Source organism: Lentzea sp. JNUCC 0626, assembly GCF_043632865.1.
Taxonomy (GTDB): domain Bacteria; phylum Actinomycetota; class Actinomycetes; order Mycobacteriales; family Pseudonocardiaceae; genus Lentzea.
The window spans coordinates 5,111,616-5,136,258 of record NZ_CP171635.1 but is presented as its reverse complement, the minus strand read 5'-3'; the positions used below and the strand labels follow the sequence as shown (position 1 = coordinate 5,136,258).

The following is a 24,643-nucleotide window of genomic DNA, read 5'->3' as shown; positions in this document are numbered from 1 at the left end:
GAAGATGACCCAGGACAACGCAGGCAAGCTCGCCGAGGAGCTGCGGCTGCTGATCGACACCGCCGCCGAGCGCATGCAGCCGTGGTTGCAGCGCGTCGCGGAGGCGGGCGACGGCGGGCACACGCCCGAGACGTGCGGCTGGTGCCCGCTGTGCAACGGCGTGGCGCTGCTCCGCGGCGACCGCTCCGAACTGGCCGCGAAGGCCGCCGAACACGCGGCGGGCCTGGTCGCGGTGCTGCGGGCGGCCCTGCGCGAACCCGGCACCCCGCCGCCACCGGCCTCGGACGCCGAACCCGCGCCCGACCCCGGTCAGCGCGTGCAGCACATCAAGGTCGTCAGGAAGTCCGACTAGTGCTCACCGTCGGAGTGGACATCGGTGGCACCAGCGTGCGCGCGGGCGTCGTGGACCCGCGCGGCTCCGTCCTGGACACCTCCCGCGCCCCCACGCCCGCGGGCGAGCGCGCGTTGGAAGACGCGATCGTCGCCGCCGTCGAGGAGGTGGCGGACCGCCACGCGGTGAACGCCGTCGGCCTCGCCGTCGCGGGCTTCATCGCCTCGGACCGCCGCACGGTCCGGTTCGCGCCGCACCTGGCGTGGCGGCAGGCCGACGTCGCCGACCGCATGAGCGACCGCCTCGGCATGCCGGTGGTGCTGGAACACGACGCGAACGCCGCCGCCCTCGCCGAACACCGCTTCGGCGCGGCCCGCGGCGCCAAGACCGCGGTGCTGGTCGCGATCGGCACCGGCATCGGCGCCGCGCTGCTGCTCAACGGCGAGGTCTTCCGCGGCGCCCACGGCGTCGCCCCCGAACTGGGCCACCTGCGCGTCGTCCCGGACGGCCGCCCCTGCCCGTGCGGCAAGAACGGCTGCTGGGAGCGCTACTGCAGCGGCACAGCCCTCAGCGCGACGGCCGTCGAACTGCTGGCGAAGCACCCCGGCGTGTCCACGGTCCTGGCCCGCGAGGCCGCCGGCGACTCGCGTGCCGTGACGGGCCGCCGCGTGGCGGGTGCGGCCCGCGACGGCGACCCGCTGGCCAAGCGCGCGATGGCCGACCTGGCCCGCTGGCTCGGCGAGGGCCTCGCGCTCGTCGCGGACGTCTACGACCCCGAGGTGATCGTCATCGGGGGAGGGGTGTCGACGTCGGCGCCGCTGTTCCTCGACGACGCCCGCGAGCGCTACGCCGCCGTCGTTACCGGGGCGGGGCACCGTCCGCTGGCGCGCATCCGCACGGCGCAGCTCGGCGACGACGCGGGCATCGTGGGCGCGGCGACGCTGGCCCGCGAGATGGCCGCTTCGCTGAGCAAGAACCCTCTGGCCAAGAACTCCGCGGCCAAGAACTCTCTGGCCAAGAACTCCCGCCGCTCCTGACGCTCGTCGAAGTCGTCGAAGTCGTCGAAGTCGTCGAAGTCGTCGCCGTAGGCAGGGCCGGAGTGGCTGATATATCGGATATTGGAGTGTCGCGGCGGGTGTGTCGGGGTTGTTCACCCGCCGCGAACACGGTCTCCAGAACTGTGCAGAAGCGTCCGGCCCGCTGCGGCCGGACCGGGGGAGCTAGCGGCCGAGCAGGCGCAGGATGCGCGGGCGGCGGCGCTTGGCGCGCTCCGCGTCCTTCTTGCTCAGGGTCGCCATGGCGCGGGCCATCATCAGGTGCTGCATCTGGTCCATGAGCGCCACGGTAAGCATGACCGAATCGTTATCTGAAGGTTTGAGTGGCCGTTATCACGCCGTTACCGAACGGGATGTGACGTGTCACACCTGGGCGCCGTCGTCCCAGCCCGAGTCCGGTGGCGGGGTGTTGCGCATGCGCAGGATCAGCCAGCCGACGCCCGCGCACAGCGCGACCAGCGACAGGGGCGTGCCGATGCTCGACTGGAGGCCGAAGATGCCCGGCACGACCAGCAGCAGGATGCCCAGCACGAACAGGCCGAGCGCCGCGAACGTCGAGGCGCGCAGCACCGGGAACGGCGGCGGCTCCGGCGGGACGTAGTGGTCCTCGTCGGCCGGATCTCGGTATTTCGGCTCGTCGTCGAGGTCCGGCACGGGCTCGTCGGCGACGGCCGTGCGCGCGTCCGGTCCACTGCGATCACCGTCGCGGGCGCCGTCCGGGCCGTCGTCGGTGTCCGCGTTCGCCTCGTCCAGGTCGAGCCAGTCCTTGCCGACCCCGTCCCGTTCGAGACCCGCGACGATCTCGGCAAAGAGCTCGTCGACGTTCTCCGGTCCGTCGGTCGAGTCGCGCCGGGCGTTCATCCAGAGCCTCTCCACAAAGCAGCAACCCTCTGACCCCACATCGTTGCACGGGCGGGATGTGTTGCGGGTTACGGCAGTCGGCTCAGCGGTCGGCGTGACGCACTAAGACGGGACTCGTTGTGTGAGGTGCGGTCGGCTCCGTAGGCTGATTGTCGGGATCAAGGTTCGCGGGGTCTTAAGGGAGGCGCTTCCCAAGGTGCTGTACTGGTTGATGAAGCACGTCCTCCTGGGACCGATTCTGCGGCTGTTCTTCCAGCCGAAGATCATCGAGGGCGCCGAGAACATCCCGAAGGACGGCGGCGCCATCCTGGCGAGCAACCACCTCGCCGTCTCCGACTCGTTCTTCCTGCCGCTGATGCTGTCGCGGCGGGTGACCTTCCCGGCGAAGATCGAGTACTTCACCGGCACGGGGATCAAGGGCCGGCTGCAGAAGTGGTTCTTCTCCGGCGTCGGCCAGGTGCCGATCGACCGGTCCAGCGCGTCCGCCGCGCAGGGAGCGCTCGACACCGGCGTCCGGATCGTGCGCGAGGGCAAGCTGCTCGGCATCTACCCCGAGGGCACGCGCTCGCCCGACGCGCGGCTGTACAAGGGCAAGGTCGGCGTCGCGTGGATCGCGCTGGAGTCCGGTGCGCCGGTCATCCCGGTCGCGATGTTCGGCACGGACAAGGCCAACCCCATCGGCTCGCGCATGTGGAAGCCGCACCCGATCCGCATCAAGATCGGCAAGCCGCTCGACTTCTCCCGCTACGAGGGCCTGTCCGGTGACAGGTTCGTGCTGCGGTCCATCACCGACGAGATCATGTACGCGTTGATGGAGCTCTCCGGCCAGGAGTACGTCGACGTCTACGCGGCCAAGGCCAAGGAGCAGACCGCCGACGTGCCCGAACAGGGCAAGAAGAGCGACCGGGTGCCCGAGAAGAAGGCGAGCTGACCGCACCCCTAGGGTGTCGCGGTGCGGTTTTTCTACGACTGTGAGTTCATCGAGGACGGGCTGACGATCGACCTGGTGTCGATCGGTGTGGTCGACGAGGAAGGCCGCGAGTTCTACGCCGTGTCCACCGAGTTCGACCCCGATCGCGCGGGGCCGTGGGTGCGGCAGAACGTCCTCAACCAGCTGCCCTCGCCCGCGGACAAGGCGTGGCGCAGCCGTGCCCGCATCCGCGAGGACCTGCTCGACTTCCTGAACGCCCGCAACGCGGCGCGCGACGAGGTCGAGCTGTGGGCGTGGTTCGCCGCGTACGACCACGTGGCGTTGGCGCAGCTCTGGGGTGCCATGCCGGCGTTGCCGCGCGCGCTGCCCCGGTTCACGCGCGACCTGCGGCAGCGCTGGGACGACGTCGGCCGCCCCAAGCTGCCCGCCCCTCCGGCGGACGCCCACGACGCCCTCGCCGACGCCCGGCACAACCTCGCGCGCTGGAAGGTGATCGAGGAGCAGCGGCTCAAAATCGGGTTTCCTGTCCGGTAGGTGAGACCCCGCGTTGCTGCACCGATACAGCTCGTGAAAGTCTGCGTGACACAGAACACGAGAGATGGGGAAGCAGATGCGCATCGGTGTGCTCACTGGCGGTGGTGACTGCCCCGGTCTGAACGCCGTGATCCGGGCCGTGGTCCGCAAGGGCATCAAGGCACACGGCTGGGAGATCGTCGGGTTCCGCAACGGGTGGCAGGGCCCGATCGAGAACCTCACCAAGGAGATCGGCCTCGCGGACGTCGAGGAGATCCTCACCCGCGGTGGCACCATCCTGGGCTCGTCGCGCACCAACCCGTACAAGGTCGAGGGCGGTGTCGACCGCATCCGCGAGACCATCGCGGCGAACAACATCGACGCCATCATCGCGATCGGCGGCGAGGACACCCTGGGTGTCGCGAAGCGCCTGACGGACGACGGCATCGGCGTCGTCGGTGTGCCGAAGACGATCGACAACGACCTCGGCGCCACGGACTACACGTTCGGCTTCGACACGGCCGTGCACATCGCGACCGAGGCCATCGACCGCCTCCGCACCACGGCCGAGTCGCACCACCGTGCGCTCGTCGTCGAGGTCATGGGCCGGCACGCGGGCTGGATCGCGCTGCACTCGGGCCTCGCCGGTGGCGCGAACGTCATCCTCGTCCCGGAGCGCCCGTTCAGCGTCGAGAAGGTCGTCGAGTGGGTCGAGCGCCGCTTCGAGAGCGAGTTCGCCCCGATCATCGTCGTCGCCGAGGGTGCGATCCCCGAGGGCGGCGCCGAGGTGCTGCACTCCGGTGAGCGCGACGCCTTCGGTCACGTCCGCCTCGGTGGCGTCGGCCAGTGGCTCGCGGAGGAGATCGCGGACCGCACCGGCAAGGAGTCCCGCGCGGCCGTCCTCGGCCACATCCAGCGCGGTGGCACGCCGACCGCCTACGACCGCGTCCTCGCGACCCGCTTCGGCCTGCACGCCGTCGACGCCGTCGCCGCCGGTGACTTCGGCACGATGGTCGCGCTGCGCGGCACCGACATCGTCCGGGTGAAGCTGTCCGAGGCGACCGCGGAGCTCAAGACGGTCCCGACCGAGCGCTACGAAGAGGCCGAGGTCTTCTTCGGGGCGTGATATCTGGGCCTGATCCTCGGGCCCGATATCCGATATATCAGCTCGCGAATGCCGGGTGTCGACGCACAGTCGACACCCGGCATTCGGCTTGTATACCGCCGGTGTCCGGTCCGTGTGACAGTCCCGCTCGCTGGGACTCGCGCTGTGATCGCGCTCTCGCTGACTGCGATGGTGAATTCACCATCCGTTGAGCAGCCTCAGGAGAGCTGATGAGCGACGCGCGAGTAGCACCGGTCCTGCCCGAGCCGGACGCCGACGAGACAGGCCCGTACACCCACCTCGGGTTCGCCACGGCCAAGCCGGGCCACGAGGACGAGGTCGAGGCGTTGATCCTCGGGCTGGTCGAGCCGTTGCGCGCGGAGGAGGGCTCGATCGAGTTCCACGTCCACCGCGACCGCGCCGACCGGCGGCAGTTCGTGATCTACGAGATGTTCCGGTCGAAGCAGGACCTCGAGAAGCACCTCGCCGAGCCGTACGTGCAGGAGTTCGTGCGGGCGATCGGGCCGCTGGTCGAGGGACCGCTCGTGCAGCAGTTCCTGCGCATGGCGAGCGACCTGCCGGCGGTGAGGTAGCCGTGGGCCTGCTGATCTTCGCCGTCGTCACCGTGCTGTTCCTGCTCACCAGGAAGATGTGGGGCAGGCTCACCGGCAACCCGCTGCCTCAGGTGACTGCCCGTCCGGGCCGTGGATTCCTGGTCAACCTGGGCAAGTCGCGCACCCGTCCGAAACCCTCGGTCGCCCCGCCGAAGCACGCGGGACCACGACTGCCCCGCTACGACTGCGACGTCCTCGTCGTCGGCGCGGGCCCGAGCGGCCTGATGACCGCCGCACTGCTGGTCCGCCAGGGCGTGAAGGTGTGCGTGGTCGACGCCAACGCCGGTCCGGCCACCGAGTCGAGGGCGTTCGCCGTCCAGGCCCGCACGATCGAGCTGTTCCGGAGCATCGGACTGGCCGACGAACTCCTCGACCGCGGCGTCGTCACCACCGGCATCCGCTTCCACATCAAGGGCAGGCACGTCGGCGGCCTCGACTTCGACCGGGCCAGGGCCGCGACCACGCCGTACCAGTTCATCCTGATGGCGCCGCAGTCCGAAGTGGAGGAGGTGCTGCTGCGGGACCTCGCCCGGCACGGCATCTCGGTCCGCCGCGGCACGCGGCTGACGCACCTGCACCAGACCGACGACGCCGTCACCGCGAAGATCGGCGAGCGGACCATCACCGCCCAGTACGTCGTCGGGGCCGACGGCGCGCACAGCACCGTCCGGCAGCAGCTCGGCATCAGCTTCGACGGCGACAAGTACGGCCAGCGCTACCTGCTCGCCGACTGCAAGGTCGACTGGCCGCTCGACCACGCGCACTTCCGGGTGTTCATGAACCGCGAGCGCATCGGCCTGTTCCTGCCCCTCAAGGGCGCCGAGACGTCCAGGGTCATGGTCACCGACTTCGGCGACCCGAAGGCCGAGTTCGAGCTCGGCACCCTGCAACAGGAACTCCGCAAGGCGATGAACCTCGACGTCACCCTCAGCGCACCGATCTGGACGAGCCGCTACCAGGTTCATCTCAAGGGCGTCGACGACTACCGCAAGGGCCGGGGGTTCCTGGTCGGCGACGCCGCCCACATCCACTCCCCGGCGGGCGGCCAGGGCATGAACACCGGCCTGCACGACGCCGCCAACCTCGCCTGGAAGCTCGCCACCGCGATCAACGACGACGTCGACCTGCTCGACACCTACTCCGCCGAACGACACCCCGCGGGCGTCCGGCTGCTGAAGTTCACCGACCGCCTCTACCGCGTCGCGGCCGGGCTGAAGGGCGTCAAGGCGTGGCTGCGCGACACCGCGGGCCCGTTCCTGATCGGCCGGATGTCGGCGGCACCGATCCCGCACCGCAAGTCGTTCCAGCGGCTCAGTCAGATCAGCCTCGGCTACCGGCCGAGCGACCTCAACGTCAACGAGTTGCTCTACTCGCTCAAGGGACCTCTGGCGGGCCAGCGCGTTCCGGACGCCCGGATCAACGACCGCGAGCAGGTGTTCGACCTGCTCCAGGACTACCAGTTGCACGTCGTCGCGTTGTCCCGCAAGCACCTCACGACGGACGAGATCGCCGTGCACACCAAGGCTCTGGCCGAACTCGACGTCGTCCACCACCTGATCGCCCGCGTCGAACTGAGGACGGACGACCGCGTGCACCGGGCCGACTCGCCGCAGGTGTTCGAGCACTTCGGCCTCACCGAACCGGATTCCCAGGCGCTGTACGTGATCCGCCCGGACGGCCACGTCGCCTGGCGCTGCGACGAGCTCGACTTCGAGGCCTGCCAACGGTTCCTCGGCACCCTCCGCCACCCGGTCAGCCGGCAGGTCCAGGCCGCATGAGAAAGGGGCCCGGCGAGCCGGGCCCCTTTCACGCCAGTGCGGGCGCTATGTCCATGTGCACGCGGTAGTCCACGATCTCGTCCCCGGACAGCCAGATCACCGTCACGCACGGCAACGCGAGCTGCTTGCCGTCCCGCGCCTCGGTCTCGATGGTGAACCGGCAGAACAGCTGGTCCCCGACCTCGGCCACCTGGTCGACCACGTGCCGCACCCACGGCAACGCCCCGGCGGCACCGGCGGTCGCCGCCACCACCGCCTCGCGCCCGATCAACGGCTCGTTGTTGCCGAACACGTACCGAGCGTCAGCGGCGAACCAGGAACCGAACGCCTCGGCGTCGCCGGAATCCACGGCGGCACACATCTGCCGCACCATCTCCGCGCGCGTCATGGCTTCTTCTGCAGCGAAAGACCGTGCTGCACCATGATCTCCGCGACCAGCTTCATGTCGCGCGGGCCGGGAGGCAGTTCGGACAACGCCTGGTAGTAGTTCTCCAGCCCGGGCGGCGACACCACGGCCACCACCCGCGTCTCCTCGTCGAACGGGTTGTGGAACATGTGCGGCACCCCGCGCGGCATCAGCAGCGAATCCCCTTGCGCCAGCACGTGTTCCTCGCCGTCGAGCTCGACCACGACCCGGCCCTGCACGCACGTGAACAGCTCGTCCTCGCGCGAGTGGATGTGCGTGGGAGGCCCGCCCAGGTTCGGCGGCACGACGTACTCGAACAACGAGTAGGCGCCCTTGGTGTCCGCGCCGGTCAGCCGCGTGTAGATGCCCAGGCCGATCGCGCCGACGTTCGTGCCCTCACCGCTGCGGTAGACGTGATGCTTCACGGGGGTTTCCATGGTCTCCAACCTCATTTCGACTGAGCCGGGCGAGCAGTGCGGGCGTCACCTTGCGGTACGCCGAGGGCGCGACGGGGTTGAGCCAGTGCGACGCGCGGGTGGCGCGGCTGATCTGCAACCCGAGATCGGCGAGCACCTCGTCGGCGTTCTTGAGCGAGAACGGGATGATCTTCGTGCCGCGGCAGTGGTGCCGGTTCGTCGCGGTGTCCATGAACGCCAGCTGCGCGTCCACGTCCGCGCGGCGCGCGTCGGCGTTCGGGAGCGAGAGCGCTCCCACCAGGTCGGCCGCGATCCACAACGCCGCCATCTCCGCGTTGAGCGGGCTGAAGAACGACGAGTTGTAGCCGTTGAAGTAGAGCCCGGGCACACCGATCGGCTGGATCTGCCGGTACAGCAGGAAGTTCCCGCGCTCGTCGAACAGGCGCTCCTGGACGGCATCGGGCAGGAACGGCACGCCCTGCGTGAACCCGGTCGCGCACACGACGAGGTCTGCGGGCAGCACCGTGCCGTCGGAAAGCTCGGCACCACCGGCCTTCAACCGCGCGATAGTCCGGTCGCGGTGCACCCGGATCACCCCGGCCTCGACGCCCTCGAAGAACCCCTCGGTGGCCAGGCCGATCGCGCCCTTGACGATGTCCTCCATCTGCCCGGACGGCACCAGGTCGTGCTTCGCGAGCCCGAACTGCTTCACCGACACCGAGCCGAGCGAGTTGAGCATCGAACGCCGCACGCGGTTCGCGGGGCCGTGCAGGAACTTCTCGAACCCGCGCACCCACCGGTAGCGGAACAGCCCCTCACCCATGCGCGTCAGCAACAGCATCTTGAAGTTCACGACACCGCCGATCTTGCGCGGCACCTTCCACAGCAACTGCCGCGCGATGATGTCGGTGCTCGCGGCGACCCCGCTGATCGGCACCGTGACGTCGCACGCGGACTTGCCGTACCCGACGACGAGCGCGTGCTTGTCGCGCGCCTCCTCGACGTCGAGGAACTCGGTGCCCGCGAGCACCCGCCCGCCGGCCGCCTCGAACTCGTCACGGCCGGGGAAGTCCGGCACGAGCGGTTCGCAGAACACGCCGTTCGCCACCACAACGCGGTCGTAGCGGTACGTCGTGCCTGTGTGCGTGGTCAGTTCCCAACCGCTGCCGACGGGCACCACGGACGTCACGGTCGTTTCGAGGCGCAGGCACGCGTCGACGCCGAAGTGCCACGTGTAGGCCTCCAGGTACGCCTGCACCTGCGCGCCGGTCGGCCACTCCGGCATGTCCTTCGGCATCGGGAAGTCCGAGAACGAGTACTGGGCCTTGGGGCTCTGCGTGGTGAGCCCGGGGTAGCGCCGGGTGCGGCTCCACACGCCGCCGACGTCCGGTGTCCGGTCGAAGACCTCGACCTCGTGGCCTGCCTGCAACAACACCTTCGCGGTGGTCAGGCCGGCGACTCCGGCGCCGATGATCGCGACTCGCATCCTGGGCCTCCTCGGTGAGGACGTGACGGAGCACACTGTGGAGCGCGGCCGCGTCGCCGACCAACCAGGAGTCCCGGCTAGTGGGACTCCCAGCGCCGCGTCGAGTAGGCGCGCGTCGCCGCCGCTGCCGCCATCCGCACGGCCGGGCCGATCCGTTCGGGACGCACCGCCGCGCTCGGCCCGGTCACCGACAAGGCTGCCGCAACCCCGCCACCTGCGCTGAAGATGGGCGCGGCGATGCAGCTGATGCCGACGATGCCCTCCTCGCGGTCGTAGGCCCAGCCCCGATCCGGGATCGCGGCGAGCTCACGGCGCAACGTGGTCGGGCTGGTGATCGTGCGCGGTGTGCGGCGTTCCAGGCCTGCCGCGATCACCGCGTCCACAGTGGACGGGTCGGAGTAGGCGAGCATCGCGCGGCCCAGCCCCGAGCAGTGCGCCGGGATGACGCCGCCGACCTGGTCGAGCATCGGCATCGGCCGGTGCCCGGTGATCTTGTCCACGACCAGCACGCGGGTGCCGTCCAGCACGCCGAGCTGCACCGTCACGCGGGCGGCGGCGTAGAGGTCCTGCAGGAACGGCAACACGGCTTCGCGCAGCTCATGCCGCACGGGCACCAGGCTGGAGAGCTTGAACAGACCGGTGCTGATCCGGTAGCGGTCGCCCGGCTTGTCGAGCCAGCCGAGCTCGATCATCCGCCCCGCCGTGCGGTGCACCGTCGACCGCGGCAGACCGGACCTGCGCACCAGTTCGGCGAGGCCGAGTTCGCGGTGCGTGACGTCGAACGCGTCGAGGATTGCCGCCGCGCGTTCGAGTGAACCGCTCGGCTCGCCTGACTGCGAGTCCCGGTCACTGGGACTCATCCTTGGTCAACCATTCGCACACGGCGACTGTAGGAGCTCATGGACGCAAACACCACGCGGGTCGCGCTCGTCGGCGGCGGCGCCGGCGGAATCGGGGCGGCGACGGCCGCGGCGCTGCGCGAGAGCGGGCACCGCGTCGTCCTGGCCGGACGCACCGAGGCCACGCTGAAGGAGACCGCCGCCGCGCTCGACGCCGACTACCTCGTCTGCGACCTCGCCGATCCGGCCGAGGCCACCTCGGTCGTCGCCGACGTCATCGACCGGCACGGGTCGCTCGACGTGCTGGTCGTGAACGCCGGCGGGCCGTCACCGGGCGCGCTGCTCGACGTGCCGGACGCGCAGTGGCACCGCGATCTCGATCTGCTGTTGCTCGGGCCGCTCGCGTTGCTGCGGGAGGCCCTGCCACTGATGGCCCGGCGGGGGTTCGGCCGGGCCGTCACCATCACCTCGACGGCCGTGCGGCAGCCGCAACCCGGCTTGGCGTCGTCGACGGTGCTGCGCGCTGCCGTGACGTCGGCGATGAAGCTGGCGTCACGGCAGTTCGCGGCGGACGGCGTCACCGTCAACTGCGTCGCTCCCGGCGCGACGCTGACCCCGCGCCGGATGGAGGTGCTCGTGCGCAGGGCGGAAGCGGCGGGCGTGGACTTCGACACCGCTGCGGCACAGGACATGGCGGACATCCCCGCTCTGCGCGCCGCCGACACTAGCGAGATCGCCGCCGCCGTGGCGTTCCTGGCTTCACCGCAGGCTTCGTACGTCAACGGCACCGTGCTGACCGTCGACGGCGGCCGCACCGAGACTGTCTGAAAGGGACGATCGAGTTGGCCACCTCAGGACCCGACTTCGCGATGACCGACTTCCTCGGCGCGCTCACGCACGCCGTTCGTCCCGACGGCGCGCGGCCGTTGGTCGTGCACGACGACGAGCTGGAGACGATCCCGCCGGGCGCCGTGCCGAACCCGACGACGCTGCGGATCGCGGGCAAGCTGCCGACGTCGACGTTCGAACTGTTCCGGCAGGTCATCCCGCCGGGCGAGAGCTCGGACATGCAGCGGCACTACCACGAGACCGTGCACTTCGTGATCTCCGGCGACGGCCACAGCGAGATCCAGCACGCCGAACCTGATGCGTGCGAAACGGTGTCGTGGACTTCCGGCTCGTTCGTCTACACGCCGCCGTGGACCTGGCACCGCCACTACAACGACTCGTCGGAGCACCCGGTCGAGTTCCTGACGATCGAGAACTCGCGGCTGCTCGCGTTGTTCGGGCTCGCCCGCAGGCAGAGCGCCGGCCTCGCGACCTTCGACGAGGCCCGCGCCCGTTTCGACACCAATGGGGAGGAACAGTGATTCCCGAGCACGTCAGCATCTGGGGCGAACTGTCGCATGTGGACCACACCGTGCGGCACGTCGACGTCCCGGTGCGCGGCCACACCGTGCGCACCAGGGTCCTGCAGGCGGGGTCCGGGCCCGAGTTGGTGCTGCTGCACGGCACCGGCGGCCACCTGGAGGCCTACGCGCGGGACATCGCGGGGCTGGCGGAGGACTTCCACGTCACCGCCTACGACATGGTCGGGCACGGCTGGTCGTCGTTGCCGGACCTGCCCTACACGATCGACGTGCTGTCCGAGCACCTCGTGGGGCTGCTGGACGCTTTAGGTGTCGAACGCGCGCACCTGTCCGGGGAATCGCTGGGCGGCTGGGTGGTCGCGTGGGTCGCCGCGCACTTCCCCGACCGCGTCGACCGGCTCGTGCTGAACACTCCCGGCAACATCGCGAACAAGCCCGAGGTCATGCAACGCATGCGGGACAGCACGATGGCCGCGGTGCTCGACCCGAGCGAGGAGACCGTGCGGCGGCGGGTGGAGTTCCTTTTCCACCACAAGGAGATGGTCACCGACGAACTGGTGAACCTGCGCCGCCAGGTGTACTCGCGGCCGGGGTTCGTGCAGGCGATCACCAACACGCTGGTGTTGCAGGACCCGGTGGTGCGCAAGGACTTCGCGTGGGACCCGGAGTGGGTCGGGAAGGTGACCGCGCCGACGTTGCTGCTGTGGACCAGCCACGACCCGACGGGCGGGCTGGACGAGGCGGACATGCTGCTGCAGTGGCTGCCGGACGCGCGGCTGCACGTCATCGACGACGCCGGGCACTGGCCGCAGTGGGAGAAGGTCTCGGAGTTCCTCGACACGCACCGCACCTGGCTGCTGCACGGAAAGGACCCGTCCTGATGGCCGAGCTCATCGGATTCGCGGGGATGTCGCACAGCCCGTTCGCGACGCTGCTGCCGCCGGACGGCACCGGTCCGGGTTCGGTGTTCCTGCGCGACGCCGACCGGGTGCGGCTGGCGGTGGAGAAGCTGGAGCCGGACGCGATCGTCGTCATCGGGCCGGACCACTTCCACGCCAACTTCTACGACGTGATGCCGCCGTTCGTGCTGGGCGTCGAGGAGGCGGTGGGGTTCGGCGACTTCGGCAGCAGCTCCGGTCCGTTGCCGGTGTCGCAACTGCTGGCCTGGTCGGCGCACAGCGGGCTCGCGGACGCGGGGTTCGACGTGTCGCTGTCTTACTCGCTGACGGTCGACCACGGGATCGTGCAGAGCTACGAGATGATCACCGGCGGCACCACGCTGCCGTTGGTGCCGCTGGTGGTCAACACGGCGGCGCCGCCGTTGCCGTCGCTGGACCGGTGTGTGGAACTGGGGCGGGCGCTGGGGGCGGCGTTGCGGTCGTCGGCGTTCCCCGGCCGCGTGCTGGTCGTCGCTTCCGGTGGGCTGTCGCACTGGTTGCCGTCCAACGACCCGCGCGATCCCTCTGTGGTGGGGGAGCGGCGCGAGTCGTTGATCCGGGGCCGGGCCTTCGCGAAGGAGTTCGCGGCGGCGCGGGAACCTCGGGTGCGTGCGATGGGTGGTAACCCGGAGGCGCGCGTGAACGCCGTGTGGGACGAGTGGTTCCTCGATCGGCTGGTCGCGGGGTCGCCTGGGGAGATCGCGGCCCTCGGGCACGAGGCCCTGGAGGACCACGCGGGGAGCGGCGGGCACGAGATCCGCTGCTGGCTGATCGGGCAGGTCGCCGTCGGCCTGCCGCTGGTGTGGACGAGTTACGAGCCCGTGCCGGAGTGGATCACCGGCATGGGCATCGGAACCACGTTCCCCGTCTGACGGCTATTTGGTCAGGTCCAGGGCGATGTCGGTGAGCATGTCCTCCTGGCCGCCCACCAGGCGCCGGCGTCCGGCCTCCAGCAGGAGGGTGCGGACGTCGGCGCCGGTGCGTTGGGCGGCTGTGTCGGCGTGCCGGAGGAACGAGCCGTAGACGCCCGCGTAGCCGAGGGTGAGGCTTTCGCGGTCGACGCGCACGGGCCTGTCCATGATCGGCCGCACGAGGTCGTCGGCGGCGTCCTGGAGCTGGAACAGGTCGGCGTTGTGCTGCCACTGCTGGAGGTTCGCGACGGCGACGAACGGCTCGATGGGGCAGTTGCCCGCGCCCGCGCCGAGTCCGGCCAGTGAGGCGTCGACGCGGGTGGCGCCCTCCTCGACGGCCGCGATGGAGTTCGCTACCGCGAGTGAGAGGTTCTCATGAGCGTGAATGCCTATCTCGGTCGTTTCCTCCAGTACCTCTTGGTAGGCCCGGATGCGGTCGCGGACGTCGTTGGGCAGCAGGCGGCCGCCGGAGTCCGTGACGTAGACGCAGTGCGCGCCGTACGACTCCATGAGCTTCGCCTGCCGTGCGAGTTCTTTCGGTTCGGCGAGGTGACTCATCATCAGGAACCCCGACACGTCCATGCCGAGTTCGCGCGCGCCGGCGATGTGCTGCGCCGAGATGTCGGCCTCGGTGCAATGCGTGGCAATGCGAACGGACTTCACGCCAAGACCGTGCGCGCGCTTCAGGTCGTGCAACGTGCCGATGCCCGGCAGCAGCAGTGTCGTGAGTTTGGCGTTTGTCAACGCTCCCGCGGCGGCCTCGATCCACTCCCAGTCGGTGTGGCTGCCCGGTCCGTAGACGAGCGAGCCGCCGCTGAGGCCGTCGCCGTGCGAGACCTCGACGGCGTCGACGCCGGCGTCGTCCAGCGCCTTCGCGATCTCGGCGACCTTCTTCGGGTCGATGCGGTGCCGCAGGGCGTGCATGCCGTCCCGGAGCGTCACGTCCTGGATGTACAGCTTCATGCCCGCACCGCTTTCTGGGACGCCTTCGCCATGGTCTCGGCGACCTGGAGCGCCGCGCTGGTCATGATGTCCAGGTTGCCCGCGTAGGCGGGCAGGTAGTCGGCCGCGCCCTCGACCTCCAGCAGCACGGTGACCTGGTGCGTCACCGGTTCCTCGGTGAGCGTGCCCGGCTGGTCGACGGGGTCGATCTGCACCGGCTGCTTGAGGCGGTAGCCGGGGACGTAGGCGGCGACCTGGGTGATCATGTACTCGACGGACTCGCGGATCCGGTGCCGTGTCTGCGGATCCGGTGCGTTGACGAGCGCGAACACCGTGTCCCGCATGGTGATCGGCGGGTCGGCCGGGTTGAGCACGATCACGGCCTTGCCCCGCCGCGCGCCACCCACGTCCGCGATGGCCTGCGCGGTCGTCTCGGTGAACTCGTCGATGTTCGCGCGCGTGCCGGGACCGGCGCTGCGCGACGAGATCGACGCGACGATCTCCGCGTACGGCACGGGCGTGACCGAGTTGATGGCGGCGACGATCGGGATCGTGGCCTGGCCGCCGCAGGTGACCATGTTGACGTTCGGCGCGTCGAGGTGCTCGTCGAGGTTGACCGTCGGCACCACCATCGGCCCGATCGCGGCGGGGGTGAGGTCGATGACCTTCTTGCCGTGCGCGGCGAGGATCTCCGCGTGCTTCGCGTGCGCACCGGCGGACGTCGCGTCGAAGACGATCTCGACGTCCTCGAAGCCGGGCATCGCGACGAGGCCGTCGATGCCGTCCGACGTGGTGGCGACGCCGAGCTTGCGGGCCTTGGCGAGGCCGTCGGAATCGGGGTCGATGCCGACCAGCGCCACCACCTCCAGCACGCTGGACCGCCTGAGCACCTTGATGACGAGGTCGGTGCCGATGTTGCCCGACCCGATGATCGCGACCTTCATCAGACGTCCTTCCCGAAGCTCGCCCGGACCGTGCCGAGGCCGGTGATGGTCGCCTCGACCTCGTCGCCCGCCTGGACCGGCACGACCGGACCGAGCGCGCCGCTGAGCACGACCTCGCCCGCCCGCAGCGGGGTGCCGAGCGCCGCCGACGTCGTGGCGAGCCACGCGAGGGCGGTCAGCGGGTCGCCCATGCAGTCGGCGCCGGTACCGGTCGAGCGCTCCTCGCCGTTCAGCTTGAGCACCATCGACACGTCCTTGGTGACGACGTCGCGCAGGTGCTTCTCGTCGCCGCCGAGCACGTACAGCCCGGCCGAGGCGTTGTCGGCGACCGTGTCGGCGAAGGTGATGTTCCAGCCCTCGACGCGGCTGTCCACGACCTCCAGCGACGCGAGCACCGCCCCGACCGCCCGCGCGACCGACTCCTCGTCGAACGGGCCCTCGACGAGGTCGTCGCTCAGCACGAACGCCACCTCGGCCTCGACCCGCGGCTGCAACAGCCGCCCGGTCGGCAGCACGTCGCCGTCCTTGAACGCCATGTCGTCGAGCAGCACGCCGTAGTCCGGCTGGTCGACGCCGAGCTGCTTGCGCACGGCGGGCGAGGTGAGCCCGATCTTGCGCCCGACCCGTCCGGCGCCGTCCGCGACGCGCGCGGCGATGTTGAGCTGCTGCACCTCGTAGGCCTCGGCGTCGCCGACGAGATCCCGGACGGGCGCACACGTGACCTTGTCGCGGCTCGCCTGCGCGAGTCGCTCCGCTGCGGTTCGGACTTCGTTCATGCCGCCCATCGTGGAGTCGAGCCGGGCCTCGTGGACACCGGAAAGTTCCGCTCAGCGGAACCAAGTGGCACGATCAGGTGATGACCGAGGTCCCGAACACCCTGCTCGGCAAGGTGATGACGGTGCTCAACGCCTTCGGAGCAGACGACGACGAACTCGGCTTCGCCGAACTGGGCCGCCGCACCGGCCTGTCCAAGGCGACCCTGCACCGTCTGCTCGGCGACCTCGTCGAGGTCCGCCTCCTCGACCGCGGCACCCGCGGCTACCGCCTGGGCGGCCACCTGTTCCAACTCGGCATCCGCGCCTCGGTCGAACGCCGCCTGGTCGAGGTGTCCACCCCGTACCTCGAGGACCTCTACGAACGCACCCACGAGACCGTCCACCTGGGCATCTCGGAGGGCCACGACGTCCTCTACGTCGCCAAGATCGGCGGTCACCGCCAAACCCCGACCCCGTCCCGCCTGGGCGGCCGGATGCCGCTGCACGCGTCGGCGATCGGCAAGGCCCTGCTCGCCCACTCACCCGCCGCGCTGCGCACCGCCGTGCTCTCGGCTCCGCTGGAACGCCGGACACCGCGCACGATCGCCACGCCCGGGATGCTGCGGCGGCAACTCGCCACCATCCGCGAGACGGGCGTGGCCTACGAGTTCGAGGAGTCGCGGGTAGGGCTCTGCTGCGTGGCGTCGCCGGTGCTCGGGCACGACGGCGAGGTCGTCGCGGCGGTGAGCGTCGCCGGGCCGACGACCCGGTTCGACCCGCGCGCGCACGCGGCGTCGGTGCACGCGGCGGCGACGGGCATCGCGCTCACCCTGATCCGCCGCGCGAGCCTGACCGCCGGCCACTGATATCCGATATATCAGTGGCCGTGCGGGTCAGAAGGCTTTGACGTCGAGGTACGCGCCGAACGTCCCGAGCCAGTGGTCGGCCATGTACCCGTGCCCGCCGAACACGTACCCCCACGCGGCCTCGCGATGCGTCGACGACGCCGTCCGGGCCAGGTCCACGTACCGGTGACCGGCAGGGAGGGCGTCCGCGACCGCCTCCCAGTTCCAGGCACGCGACAACGCGAGCCCGGCGAGGTGCGAGCCGTACGGGTCGCCGGGGTCGTCGACCGGGAACGGCTCGCGCAGCACCCGCCACCGTTCCGCGGTCAGGTCCGGCAGGTAGGCGTCGAGCCAGTCGGCGAACGCGTCGGCGGGCAGGGCGCGGCGCATCAGGTCGGCCGTCGTCAGCGCGGGGGAGAGGAAGTCGGCGGCGTCCGGTTCGAAGCCGCCGTACCCGGCCTCGTCGCCGTGCCAGCGCAGCGCGGCCGCGACGCACGCGTCGGCCAGTTCGGTGTCACCGACCGCCTGAGCGGAGTCGAACACCAGGCCCGTCGCGAACGCCGTGTTGCTGTGCGTGCCGGTGCGGATCGGCAGGCGTGCGGCCGAGATCCACTCCAGCCAGCGGTCGCGCAGCACGTCCGCGATCGGCGCGACCGACCACGGCAGGTCCGAGGTGCGCAGTTCGGCGTCGAGCAGCAGCAGCCAGGCCCAGCCGTACGGGCGTTCCCAGTGCCGTCCGGCGGGGGAGGCGAAGAAGGCCGCCTCGACGGCGCAGTTGTCGGCGGTGACGAGTTTGTCGAGGGCGTTGCGCGCCGTGTCCCCTCCCGAGAGAGAGGGACGCAGTCGCAGCAGCCGCACGGCCAGCCACGTCTGGTGCACGCACGAATGCCAGTCGAACGACCCGGCGAACACGGGATGCAGCACCCGCTGCGGCAGGAGGCGGTGATCGCCGTCGATCACGTGCGTCCAGTGCACCGGGTGGTCGCGTTGGATGTTGTCGATCGCGATGCCCAGCAGCCGGGTCGCGGTGCTGTCATCCAATCGGGTGGCGTCCATGGCCCACATCATGCAGTGCGACATCTCAATAGGGCAGAGGCCGATCGTTGACAGGTAACAGACTTCGCCCGGCCGCCCGGTGGGCCACGTCGCGTGGAAACCTCGTGCTGGGCAGCTGACAGGCCCGACAGGGTCTCTCAGTGTGGGACAACTAGGATGAGCAGCGTGAACTGGACCGTGGACGTGCCCATCGACACGCTTCCCGAGCTTCCGCCGCTGCCTCCCGAGATGCGCAAGCGCCTGGACGACGCCCTGTCGCGCCCGGCTGCCCAGCAGCCCGAGTGGCCCGACGCCGAACAGGTGCGTCGCGTGCGGACCGTGCTCGAGAGCGTGCCGCCGATCACCGTGCCCGCCGAGATCGACCGGCTGCACACGCAACTGGCGCAGGTCGCGAACGGTGAGGCATTTCTCCTGCAGGGCGGTGACTGCGCGGAGACGTTCGCTGACAACACCGAGCCGCACATCCGCGCGAACATCCGGACCCTGCTGCAGATGGCCGTGGTGCTGACCTACGGCGCGAGCCTTCCCGTGGTGAAGGTCGGCCGCATCGCCGGCCAGTACGCCAAGCCGCGTTCGTCCGGCATCGACGCCCTCGGCCTGCCGTCCTACCGCGGCGACATCATCAACTCCCTGGTCGCGACCCCCGAGGCGCGCATCGCCGACCCCGGTCGCATGATCCGCGCGTACGCGAACGCGGGCGCGGCCATGAACCTCCTCCGTGCGCTCACCGGCGCGGGTCTCGCCGACCTGCACCGCGTGCACGACTGGAACCGCGACTTCGTGCGCACCTCGCCCGCGGGTGAGCGCTACGAGGCGCTGGCCGGCGAGATCGACCGCGGCCTCAAGTTCATGTCCGCGTGCGGCGTGAACGACCAGTCGCTGCACGGCACCGAGATCTTCGCCTCGCACGAGGCGTTGCTCCTCGACTACGAGCGCGCGCTGCTGCGCCTCGACACGACGGGCGACGAGCCGCGGCTCTACGACCTGTCGTCGCACTTCGTGTGGATCGGCGAGCGCACCCGTCAGCTCGACGGCGCGCACATCGCGTTCGCGGAGATGCTGTCGAACCCGATCGGTCTCAAGATCGGCCCGACGACGTCGCCGGAACTCGCCGTCGAGTACGTCGAGCGCCTCGACCCGCACAACCGGCCGGGCCGCCTGACGCTCATCTCGCGCATGGGCAACCAGAAGGTGCGCGACGTGCTGCCCGCCATCATCGAGAAGGTCGAGGCCAGCGGCCACAAGGTCATCTGGCAGTGCGACCCGATGCACGGCAACACGCACGAGTCGTCGACCGGCTACAAGACCCGGCACTTCGACCGCATCGTCGACGAGGTCCAGGGCTTCTTCGAGGTGCACCGCCGCCTCGGCACGCACCCCGGCGGCATCCACATCGAGCTCACGGGTGAGGACGTCACCGAGTGCCTCGGCGGCGCCCAGGAGATCTCGGACGACGACCTCGCCGGCCGCTACGAGACGGCGTGCGACCCGCGCCTGAACACGCAGCAGTCGCTGGAGCTCGCGTTCCTCGTGGCCGAGATGCTGCGCTCGTAACTCCTGAAGACCAGCTGAAGAACGAAGGGCCCCGCGTCGAGAACGCGGGGCCCTTCGCTTTGTGCCCTAGAGACCGACGATCGTGATCTCGGTACCGCGTCGCACCCGCTGACCCGGCGGGATCGACTGGTTCACCACGGTCGCGTTGTTGTTCTTGTTGAACTCGACCTTCACCTTCAGACCGGCCCGTTCGAGCTCCTCCTTGGCCTCCCGCACCTTCTTGCGGGCGACGTCGGGCACCTCGACCTCGCGGTTGTTCTCGAAGAACACCGTGACGCGCTTGCTCTGCGTCGGGTCGAGCACGGTGCCCGCGGGCGGGTCCGTGCGGGCCACGCGCGACCCACCGTTCTCGGCGGCGTCCTCGCCACCCGCCTCGACGACCTCGATGCCCGCGCGCTGCAGTTCGGCGAACGCCTCGTCCTTCGTCTTGCCGACGACGTTCGGCACCGGCAGGCGCGGCGGCGGGCCCTTGCTCAGGATCAGGGTGACCGGCGAGTCGATGTCGAGGGTCGTGCCCGGCCGCGGGTCGACGCCCACGACCTTGCCGATCGGCACGGTGTCGTGGAACGCGTCCTTCGCCGCGTCCTTGGCCGTCTTCAGACCTGCCGCCGTGATCTCCTTGGTCGCCGCGTCCACCTCGGCGCCGGTCTGGATGAACGGCACCACGGGCTTGCCGCGCGAGACGACGATCTTCACCGCCTCGTTCTTGCGCAGCTCCGCGCCGGGGGCGGGATCCGAGCTGATGACGGTGCCGTTGGGCACGTCGTTGGACGCCACCTTCTCGACCAGGCCGGTCAGGTCGGCCTTCTGGAGCAGCAGCATCGCGTTCTGCTCGGACTGGCCGGTCACCGTCGGCATCTCGGTGTACCGGTTCGCGTTCACGTAGTAGGCGAACGAGCCGATGGCGATCAGCAGCACCGCGGCCACGGAGCCCCAGATGATGTAGAGCTTCTTGCGCCGTTGGCGCTGCTCCTCGGCCAGTTCGGCCTTCGTCTTCTTCTTCGCCGGGGTGCGCCTGCGCGGCGGGTCCTGCCGCTGCATCGCGCGCGTCGCCGAGATGCCGGGCGGGGGCGTCGGCGGACCGGTGTTGATGGTCGTCATCGCCGCCGCGTTGGAGTTCGCCGGGCTGATCGGGGGCTTCGGCACCACCGGCCTGGTCAGCTCGGCCGCCGACGGAGGCGTCGCGCCCACCGCGACCGGGACCGGCCGCATGATGACCGTCCTGTCGTTCTCCGGCAGCGAACCGGGCACGGGCACCGGCTGCGGCGTGAGGCCCAGCTCCGTGCCCACGCGCTCCAGTTCGGCCAGGAACGCGTCGGCGTTCGCGGGCCGCAGCACCGGGTTGCGCCGCGTCGACTTGCGCACCAGCGTGTCGAGCGCCAGTGGGATGTCCGGAACCGACGGGACGTCCGAGTTCACGTGCTGGTAGGCCACCGAGAGGGGCGTCTCGCCCCGGTACGGCGCCTGACCCGCCAGCATCTCGTAGAGCACGATGCCGGCCGAGTACACGTCACTGCGCGCGTCCGCGGCGCCCGTTTCCACCTGTTCGGGTGAAAGATAGGCAACGGTGCCGAGGATCTCACTGTCACTCGTGACGCCGTTGACGCCGATCGAGCGCGCCAGCCCGAAGTCCGCCACCTTGACCTGGCCACCCGGTCCGATCAGCACGTTCTCCGGCTTCACGTCCCGATGCACGAGCCCCGCGCGGTGTGCCGCGCCCAACGCCGACAACACCGGCCCGAGGACGCTCAACGCGACCGCGGGAGCGAGCTTGCCGCGCTGGTTGAGCAGGTCACGGAGGTTGCCGCCGTCGATCAGCTCCATCACCAGGTACACCTGGTCACCGTCGACGCCCTGGTCGTGCACGGACACCACGGCCGGGTGATGCAACTGGGCCGCGGCCCGGGCCTCGCGCTCGAAGCGCGCCACGAACGCGGGGTCGGCGGTCAGGTGAGGATCCATCACCTTGATGGCGACATCGCGATCGAGGCGGGTGTCACGACCTCGATAGACGGTGGACATGCCACCCCGTGCGAGCACGGAGTCCACCCGGTAGCGCTGCTCCAGCAGTCCACCCATCACGTTCGAAACCGACCTCTCCACAGTGCGAGATGGTAAAGCTCAGGATGACCCGGTTGGCGGAAGGGCGTTCCCAGTTCGGTTATGGCATTGTGACCCCCGTGAGTGCGATTCCTGCCGCTGCGGATGTACTGGCTGCCGACCTGGAGGTTCTCGACCTCCCCGAGGTGGCCGACCGAATGGGGCTTCCGGTCACCCGGGTCCACCAAATGCTGCGCGACGGGCAACTGCTCGCCGAGCGGCGGTCCGGCGTTCTCGTCATCCCGGCGGCGTTCCTCGCCGCCGGAGGAGCCGTGGTCAAGGGTCTGCCCGGCACCATCACGGTGCTGCGCGACCAGAACTTCTCCACGGCCGAGATTCTGCGCTGGCTCTTCACGGAGGACGAAAGCCTCCCTGGCACTCCGATCGAAGCATTGCGCGGTGACCGTGGGCGCGAGGTAAAGCGCCGCGCGCAGTCCATGGGCTTCTAGGACACCTGCCACGGCGGTTCCGGGCGTCTCCGCAGACGAGAGACGCCCAGGGCCGCCGTGCGCGTACCCAGGGGTGCCTACGGCTAAAGCAGGCCTCACCGCTGTGCCGCACGGGCGAGGGTCACACGGGCGACGAGGGCTCGGCTCGCACCGGGCACTGCTACGGCCAGCCGCCGCCACTGCGGTACGGCCACGCGCCGCCACAGCACCTCGCAGCCGACGAGCGCGAGGATGTCGCGGTACAGGGTGTACGCGGTCCGGACGCACGGCCGCGACGACGCCGTCAGCATCCCGATGCCCGGCTCCGCCGACTGATATATCGCATATGAGTGCGCGACGAGGTCGTCGAGCGCCGCGCGCACCCGGTCGTCCGGACGACGACTTCGTCGAACCCACTGCAGCAGGTCGCGGTCGACGCCGTGCGCGGCGAGGACGTCCTGCGGCAGGTAGACGCGGCCGCGGTCGAGGTCCTCGCCGACGTCGCGCAGGAAGTTCGTCAGCTGGAACGCCACCCCGAGCCGCGCCGCGTACGGGGCGGCCTCCTCGCGCGGCACGACGGTGCCGAGCACGGGCAGCATCTGCAGGCCGATGACCTCCGCCGAGCCGTGCACGTAGACGCCGAGGGCGTCGAGGTCGGCGTACTCCGTCACGTCGAGGTCCATTCGCATCGACGCGAGGAAGTCGGTGAACAGCGACCTGTCGATGTCGTAGCGGCGCATCGTGTCGGCGAGCGCGTTCAGGACCGGGTTGGACGGAGGCTTGTCGAGGAGCCGCTCCAGCCGGTCGAGTTCGCCCGCGCGGTCCTCGACCCCGGCGGCGTCGACGATCTCGTCGGCCCAGCGCGCGAATGCGTACAGCGCGTGCACGGCGGGCCGTTGCTCAGGCCGCAGCAGCGTGGTGGCCAGGAAGAACGTCTTGCCGTACCGCGCGTTGACCCGGCGGCACGCGGTGTAGTCCGATGCCAGGCTTGTTGTCCCGGCGCTCATTCGTAGCGGGAGGACAGGCCGAACGGGTCCGGCTTCACCAGCGACCGCGCCGCGAGTCCTGACACCAGCAGGGCGAAGAACAGGTAGCCCCACGAGTACAGGGCCGTGTCGCCGTTCGGGAACGTCACCAGCATCAGGAACAGCGACGCCACCACCACGGTGACCAGCGCGCCCGTCGTCCAGGCGAACCCGGCGGCCAGCGCCAGCGGCCAGCTGAAGTACCAGGGCAGCGTCGCCGGCGACAGCAGCGCCACGGCCAGCATCGTCAGCGCGCCCCGCCGGATCGCGTCGCGCACCTCGCCGTCCCGCGACGCCCACCACTGCGTGTAGGCGATCCAGACCAGCACCACGGACCCGATGCCGCGCGCGACGCCGAGGAAGATGCCGCCGTCGACGTAGACGAACCAGTTCACGATCATGCGCACGAAGTCGCCGACCGCGCTCGGCAGCGACAACCAGTTGATGATCATCGACGAGCTGCGCAGCGCCGGGATCCAGCCGAGGCTCACCCCGGCGATCACCGTGCACACCGCGAACGTTCCGAGGAACGCGACGAGGCCGGGTACCAGCGCCTTGCGGAACTGGGTCTTCTTGTCGCCGTCGAGCCGCGCCGCCCAGATCCAGACGAGGAACGGCACGATCACGACCGCCGTCGCCTTCACCGAGAACGCGAGCGCGAGCAGCACGAACCCGAGCACGTGCCTGCGGTCGAGCACCAGCAGCACACCGGCCGCCATCAGCCCGATCATCAGCAGGTCGTTGTGCGCGCCGCCGATCAGGTGGATCAGCACCAGCGGGTTCGCCGCGACCAGCCACAGCGCGATCGCCGACTTGCCGCCCAGGTGCCTGCTCAGGCCCGGCAGCGCCCAGCACAGCAGCACCAGGCCGCCCGCGAGCGAGAACCGCATGGCGACGACGCCGAGGATGACGCTCGCGTCCGTGATCCACACGATCGCCTTGGCGACCAGGATGAACAACGGCCCGTACGGCGCCGGCGTGTGTTGCCACACCCAGCTGACGTTCTCGGAGAGCGTGCTCTGCAGGACCGCGGGCCCGACCGTGTACGGGTCGTACCCGCTCAGCGCCAGTTGTCCCTGCGCGAGGTAGCTGTAGATGTCCTTGCTGAACAGCGGCGGCGCGAACAGCAGCGGCAACGTCCACACCGTCACCGCGACCAGCACCGCGAAGTCGCCGATCTCACCCCACCGCACGAGGCGGCCGAGCCGGATCCACGCCCAGATGACGAGGCCGAGGCCGAGGTACAGGACCATGCTCGCGAGATCGCGGCCGTGGCCGTAGCGCAGCCAGCTCAGGCCCACCTGGGCGAGCAGCGGGTCGCGCTCCAGGATCGCGCCGGCACCCATGCCCCCGAGCGCGATCAGCGCCACGCCCAGCAGGCCCAGCATGGTCGTGCGGATGGGGATGGCGTACGTGTTCGTGCGCACGACTGGATCAAGC

General features: G+C 70.1%; 26 protein-coding genes. 14 read left to right on the top strand and 12 right to left on the bottom strand.

What is annotated here, in order from left to right:
* Positions 1-4: 4 nt before the first annotated feature.
* The gene (locus JNUCC0626_RS22770) at positions 5-352 is read left to right on the top strand and encodes a hypothetical protein (RefSeq protein WP_394621796.1); all 348 of its coding nucleotides are present in this window, start codon (positions 5-7) and stop codon (positions 350-352) included.
* Positions 353-366: 14 nt separating this feature from the next.
* Positions 367-1,368 carry an ROK family glucokinase gene (locus JNUCC0626_RS22765; protein WP_394622079.1) on the top strand — a complete coding sequence of 334 codons (1,002 nt, stop codon included), beginning with the start codon at positions 367-369 and terminating at the stop codon, positions 1,366-1,368.
* 381 nt (positions 1,369-1,749) lie between these two features.
* Here the strand turns inward: JNUCC0626_RS22765 and JNUCC0626_RS22760 are convergent, their stop codons facing one another.
* Complete coding sequence (locus JNUCC0626_RS22760; RefSeq protein WP_394621795.1) at positions 1,750-2,262, bottom strand: hypothetical protein; 513 nt, start codon at positions 2,260-2,262, stop codon at positions 1,750-1,752.
* Positions 2,263-2,443: 181 nt separating this feature from the next.
* On the opposite strand from JNUCC0626_RS22760, the gene JNUCC0626_RS22755 reads away from it, so the two are divergent.
* The 5 genes from JNUCC0626_RS22755 to JNUCC0626_RS22735 all read left to right on the top strand — a co-directional run bounded on the left by JNUCC0626_RS22755 (position 2,444) and on the right by JNUCC0626_RS22735 (position 7,188).
* Positions 2,444-3,178 (top strand): lysophospholipid acyltransferase family protein, encoded by a 735-nt coding sequence (locus tag JNUCC0626_RS22755; protein ID WP_382439744.1) that lies wholly within the window; start codon positions 2,444-2,446, stop codon positions 3,176-3,178.
* A gap of 21 nt (positions 3,179-3,199) precedes the next feature.
* Entirely contained in the window at positions 3,200-3,712 is a 513-nt protein-coding gene (locus JNUCC0626_RS22750; protein WP_394621794.1) for a polyadenylate-specific 3'-exoribonuclease AS, read from the top strand.
* A 76-nt stretch (positions 3,713-3,788) separates the two neighbouring features.
* Positions 3,789-4,817 (top strand): 6-phosphofructokinase, encoded by a 1,029-nt coding sequence (locus JNUCC0626_RS22745; RefSeq protein ID WP_382431188.1) that lies wholly within the window; start codon positions 3,789-3,791, stop codon positions 4,815-4,817.
* Positions 4,818-5,026: 209 nt separating this feature from the next.
* Positions 5,027-5,389: a putative quinol monooxygenase gene (locus tag JNUCC0626_RS22740; RefSeq protein WP_394621793.1), complete on the top strand. Its 363-nt coding sequence runs from the start codon at positions 5,027-5,029 to the stop codon at positions 5,387-5,389.
* A gap of 2 nt (positions 5,390-5,391) precedes the next feature.
* The gene (locus JNUCC0626_RS22735; protein WP_394621792.1) at positions 5,392-7,188 is read left to right on the top strand and encodes an FAD-dependent monooxygenase; all 1,797 of its coding nucleotides are present in this window, start codon (positions 5,392-5,394) and stop codon (positions 7,186-7,188) included.
* A gap of 28 nt (positions 7,189-7,216) precedes the next feature.
* Here the strand turns inward: JNUCC0626_RS22735 and JNUCC0626_RS22730 are convergent, their stop codons facing one another.
* The 4 genes from JNUCC0626_RS22730 to JNUCC0626_RS22715 form a co-directional block, all read right to left on the bottom strand.
* Entirely contained in the window at positions 7,217-7,576 is a 360-nt protein-coding gene (locus JNUCC0626_RS22730) for a nuclear transport factor 2 family protein (RefSeq protein WP_394621791.1), read from the bottom strand.
* Entirely contained in the window at positions 7,573-8,019 is a 447-nt protein-coding gene (locus tag JNUCC0626_RS22725) for a cupin domain-containing protein (protein WP_355302445.1), read from the bottom strand. The genes JNUCC0626_RS22730 and JNUCC0626_RS22725 overlap by 4 nt, the downstream gene beginning before the upstream one ends.
* Positions 7,991-9,496 (bottom strand): flavin-containing monooxygenase, encoded by a 1,506-nt coding sequence (locus JNUCC0626_RS22720; RefSeq protein ID WP_394621790.1) that lies wholly within the window; start codon positions 9,494-9,496, stop codon positions 7,991-7,993. The genes JNUCC0626_RS22725 and JNUCC0626_RS22720 overlap by 29 nt, the downstream gene beginning before the upstream one ends.
* A gap of 77 nt (positions 9,497-9,573) precedes the next feature.
* The gene (locus JNUCC0626_RS22715; protein ID WP_394621789.1) at positions 9,574-10,356 is read right to left on the bottom strand and encodes an IclR family transcriptional regulator; all 783 of its coding nucleotides are present in this window, start codon (positions 10,354-10,356) and stop codon (positions 9,574-9,576) included.
* Between the two features lie 39 nt (positions 10,357-10,395).
* Here JNUCC0626_RS22715 and JNUCC0626_RS22710 point away from each other — a divergent pair, with 39 nt between their 5' ends.
* The 4 genes from JNUCC0626_RS22710 to JNUCC0626_RS22695 are packed head-to-tail and all read left to right on the top strand — an operon-like array spanning position 10,396 to position 13,515.
* Positions 10,396-11,163 carry an SDR family oxidoreductase gene (locus tag JNUCC0626_RS22710; protein ID WP_394621788.1) on the top strand — a complete coding sequence of 256 codons (768 nt, stop codon included), beginning with the start codon at positions 10,396-10,398 and terminating at the stop codon, positions 11,161-11,163.
* A 14-nt stretch (positions 11,164-11,177) separates the two neighbouring features.
* The gene (locus JNUCC0626_RS22705) at positions 11,178-11,705 is read left to right on the top strand and encodes a cupin domain-containing protein (RefSeq protein ID WP_394621787.1); all 528 of its coding nucleotides are present in this window, start codon (positions 11,178-11,180) and stop codon (positions 11,703-11,705) included.
* On the top strand, positions 11,702-12,586 hold the full coding sequence (locus JNUCC0626_RS22700; RefSeq protein WP_394621786.1) for an alpha/beta fold hydrolase: 885 nt from the start codon (positions 11,702-11,704) through the stop codon (positions 12,584-12,586). Before JNUCC0626_RS22705 ends, JNUCC0626_RS22700 begins: the two co-directional genes overlap by 4 nt.
* Positions 12,586-13,515 (top strand): 2,3-dihydroxyphenylpropionate 1,2-dioxygenase, encoded by a 930-nt coding sequence (locus JNUCC0626_RS22695; protein ID WP_394621785.1) that lies wholly within the window; start codon positions 12,586-12,588, stop codon positions 13,513-13,515. The genes JNUCC0626_RS22700 and JNUCC0626_RS22695 overlap by 1 nt, the downstream gene beginning before the upstream one ends.
* Before the next feature lie 3 nt (positions 13,516-13,518).
* On the opposite strand, the gene dmpG is transcribed toward JNUCC0626_RS22695, so the two are convergent.
* From dmpG to JNUCC0626_RS22680, 3 genes are read right to left on the bottom strand one after another with little or no spacing between them, the layout of a single operon-like run.
* Positions 13,519-14,517: a 4-hydroxy-2-oxovalerate aldolase gene (dmpG, locus tag JNUCC0626_RS22690; RefSeq protein ID WP_394621784.1), complete on the bottom strand. Its 999-nt coding sequence runs from the start codon at positions 14,515-14,517 to the stop codon at positions 13,519-13,521.
* Positions 14,514-15,440 carry an acetaldehyde dehydrogenase (acetylating) gene (locus tag JNUCC0626_RS22685; RefSeq protein ID WP_394621783.1) on the bottom strand — a complete coding sequence of 309 codons (927 nt, stop codon included), beginning with the start codon at positions 15,438-15,440 and terminating at the stop codon, positions 14,514-14,516. Before JNUCC0626_RS22685 ends, dmpG begins: the two co-directional genes overlap by 4 nt.
* Entirely contained in the window at positions 15,440-16,216 is a 777-nt protein-coding gene (locus JNUCC0626_RS22680) for a 2-keto-4-pentenoate hydratase (protein WP_394621782.1), read from the bottom strand. The genes JNUCC0626_RS22685 and JNUCC0626_RS22680 overlap by 1 nt, the downstream gene beginning before the upstream one ends.
* 80 nt (positions 16,217-16,296) lie before the next feature.
* On the opposite strand from JNUCC0626_RS22680, the gene JNUCC0626_RS22675 reads away from it, so the two are divergent.
* Positions 16,297-17,061 carry an IclR family transcriptional regulator gene (locus JNUCC0626_RS22675; protein WP_394621781.1) on the top strand — a complete coding sequence of 255 codons (765 nt, stop codon included), beginning with the start codon at positions 16,297-16,299 and terminating at the stop codon, positions 17,059-17,061.
* A gap of 27 nt (positions 17,062-17,088) precedes the next feature.
* Here JNUCC0626_RS22675 and JNUCC0626_RS22670 read toward each other — a convergent pair whose 3' ends face one another.
* Positions 17,089-18,096: a DUF2891 domain-containing protein gene (locus tag JNUCC0626_RS22670; protein WP_394621780.1), complete on the bottom strand. Its 1,008-nt coding sequence runs from the start codon at positions 18,094-18,096 to the stop codon at positions 17,089-17,091.
* A 165-nt stretch (positions 18,097-18,261) separates the two neighbouring features.
* Here JNUCC0626_RS22670 and JNUCC0626_RS22665 point away from each other — a divergent pair, with 165 nt between their 5' ends.
* A complete protein-coding gene (locus tag JNUCC0626_RS22665) occupies positions 18,262-19,650 on the top strand; it encodes a class II 3-deoxy-7-phosphoheptulonate synthase (protein WP_285646345.1) in 1,389 nt (462 codons plus the stop codon).
* Between the two features lie 66 nt (positions 19,651-19,716).
* Here JNUCC0626_RS22665 and pknB read toward each other — a convergent pair whose 3' ends face one another.
* Positions 19,717-21,729, bottom strand: coding sequence for a Stk1 family PASTA domain-containing Ser/Thr kinase (gene pknB / locus JNUCC0626_RS22660; RefSeq protein WP_430623503.1), 2,013 nt, complete (start codon positions 21,727-21,729; stop codon positions 19,717-19,719).
* Between the two features lie 101 nt (positions 21,730-21,830).
* Between pknB and JNUCC0626_RS22655 the strand changes: the two genes are divergently transcribed.
* On the top strand, positions 21,831-22,199 hold the full coding sequence (locus tag JNUCC0626_RS22655; RefSeq protein WP_394621778.1) for an Rv2175c family DNA-binding protein: 369 nt from the start codon (positions 21,831-21,833) through the stop codon (positions 22,197-22,199).
* A gap of 95 nt (positions 22,200-22,294) precedes the next feature.
* Here the strand turns inward: JNUCC0626_RS22655 and JNUCC0626_RS22650 are convergent, their stop codons facing one another.
* The gene (locus JNUCC0626_RS22650; RefSeq protein WP_394621777.1) at positions 22,295-23,185 is read right to left on the bottom strand and encodes a phytoene/squalene synthase family protein; all 891 of its coding nucleotides are present in this window, start codon (positions 23,183-23,185) and stop codon (positions 22,295-22,297) included.
* Complete coding sequence (mptB, locus tag JNUCC0626_RS22645; RefSeq protein WP_394621776.1) at positions 23,182-24,630, bottom strand: polyprenol phosphomannose-dependent alpha 1,6 mannosyltransferase MptB; 1,449 nt, start codon at positions 24,628-24,630, stop codon at positions 23,182-23,184. The genes JNUCC0626_RS22650 and mptB overlap by 4 nt, the downstream gene beginning before the upstream one ends.
* Between the last annotated feature and the right edge of the window lie 13 nt (positions 24,631-24,643).

Coding starts and splice junctions, on each gene's coding strand:
- JNUCC0626_RS22745 (WP_382431188.1), top strand. CDS start 3,789: ATGCGCATCGGTGTGCTCACTGGCGGTGGTGACTGCCCCGGTCTGAAC.
- JNUCC0626_RS22675 (WP_394621781.1), top strand. CDS start 16,297: ATGACCGAGGTCCCGAACACCCTGCTCGGCAAGGTGATGACGGTGCTC.
- JNUCC0626_RS22680 (WP_394621782.1), bottom strand. CDS start 16,216: ATGAACGAAGTCCGAACCGCAGCGGAGCGACTCGCGCAGGCGAGCCGC.
- JNUCC0626_RS22695 (WP_394621785.1), top strand. CDS start 12,586: ATGGCCGAGCTCATCGGATTCGCGGGGATGTCGCACAGCCCGTTCGCG.
- JNUCC0626_RS22730 (WP_394621791.1), bottom strand. CDS start 7,576: ATGACGCGCGCGGAGATGGTGCGGCAGATGTGTGCCGCCGTGGATTCC.
- JNUCC0626_RS22715 (WP_394621789.1), bottom strand. CDS start 10,356: ATGAGTCCCAGTGACCGGGACTCGCAGTCAGGCGAGCCGAGCGGTTCA.
- JNUCC0626_RS22710 (WP_394621788.1), top strand. CDS start 10,396: ATGGACGCAAACACCACGCGGGTCGCGCTCGTCGGCGGCGGCGCCGGC.
- JNUCC0626_RS22685 (WP_394621783.1), bottom strand. CDS start 15,440: ATGAAGGTCGCGATCATCGGGTCGGGCAACATCGGCACCGACCTCGTC.
- pknB (WP_430623503.1), bottom strand. CDS start 21,729: ATGGGTGGACTGCTGGAGCAGCGCTACCGGGTGGACTCCGTGCTCGCA.
- JNUCC0626_RS22770 (WP_394621796.1), top strand. CDS start 5: ATGACCCAGGACAACGCAGGCAAGCTCGCCGAGGAGCTGCGGCTGCTG.
- dmpG (WP_394621784.1), bottom strand. CDS start 14,517: ATGAAGCTGTACATCCAGGACGTGACGCTCCGGGACGGCATGCACGCC.
- JNUCC0626_RS22650 (WP_394621777.1), bottom strand. CDS start 23,185: ATGAGCGCCGGGACAACAAGCCTGGCATCGGACTACACCGCGTGCCGC.
- JNUCC0626_RS22670 (WP_394621780.1), bottom strand. CDS start 18,096: ATGGACGCCACCCGATTGGATGACAGCACCGCGACCCGGCTGCTGGGC.
- JNUCC0626_RS22720 (WP_394621790.1), bottom strand. CDS start 9,496: ATGCGAGTCGCGATCATCGGCGCCGGAGTCGCCGGCCTGACCACCGCG.
- JNUCC0626_RS22740 (WP_394621793.1), top strand. CDS start 5,027: ATGAGCGACGCGCGAGTAGCACCGGTCCTGCCCGAGCCGGACGCCGAC.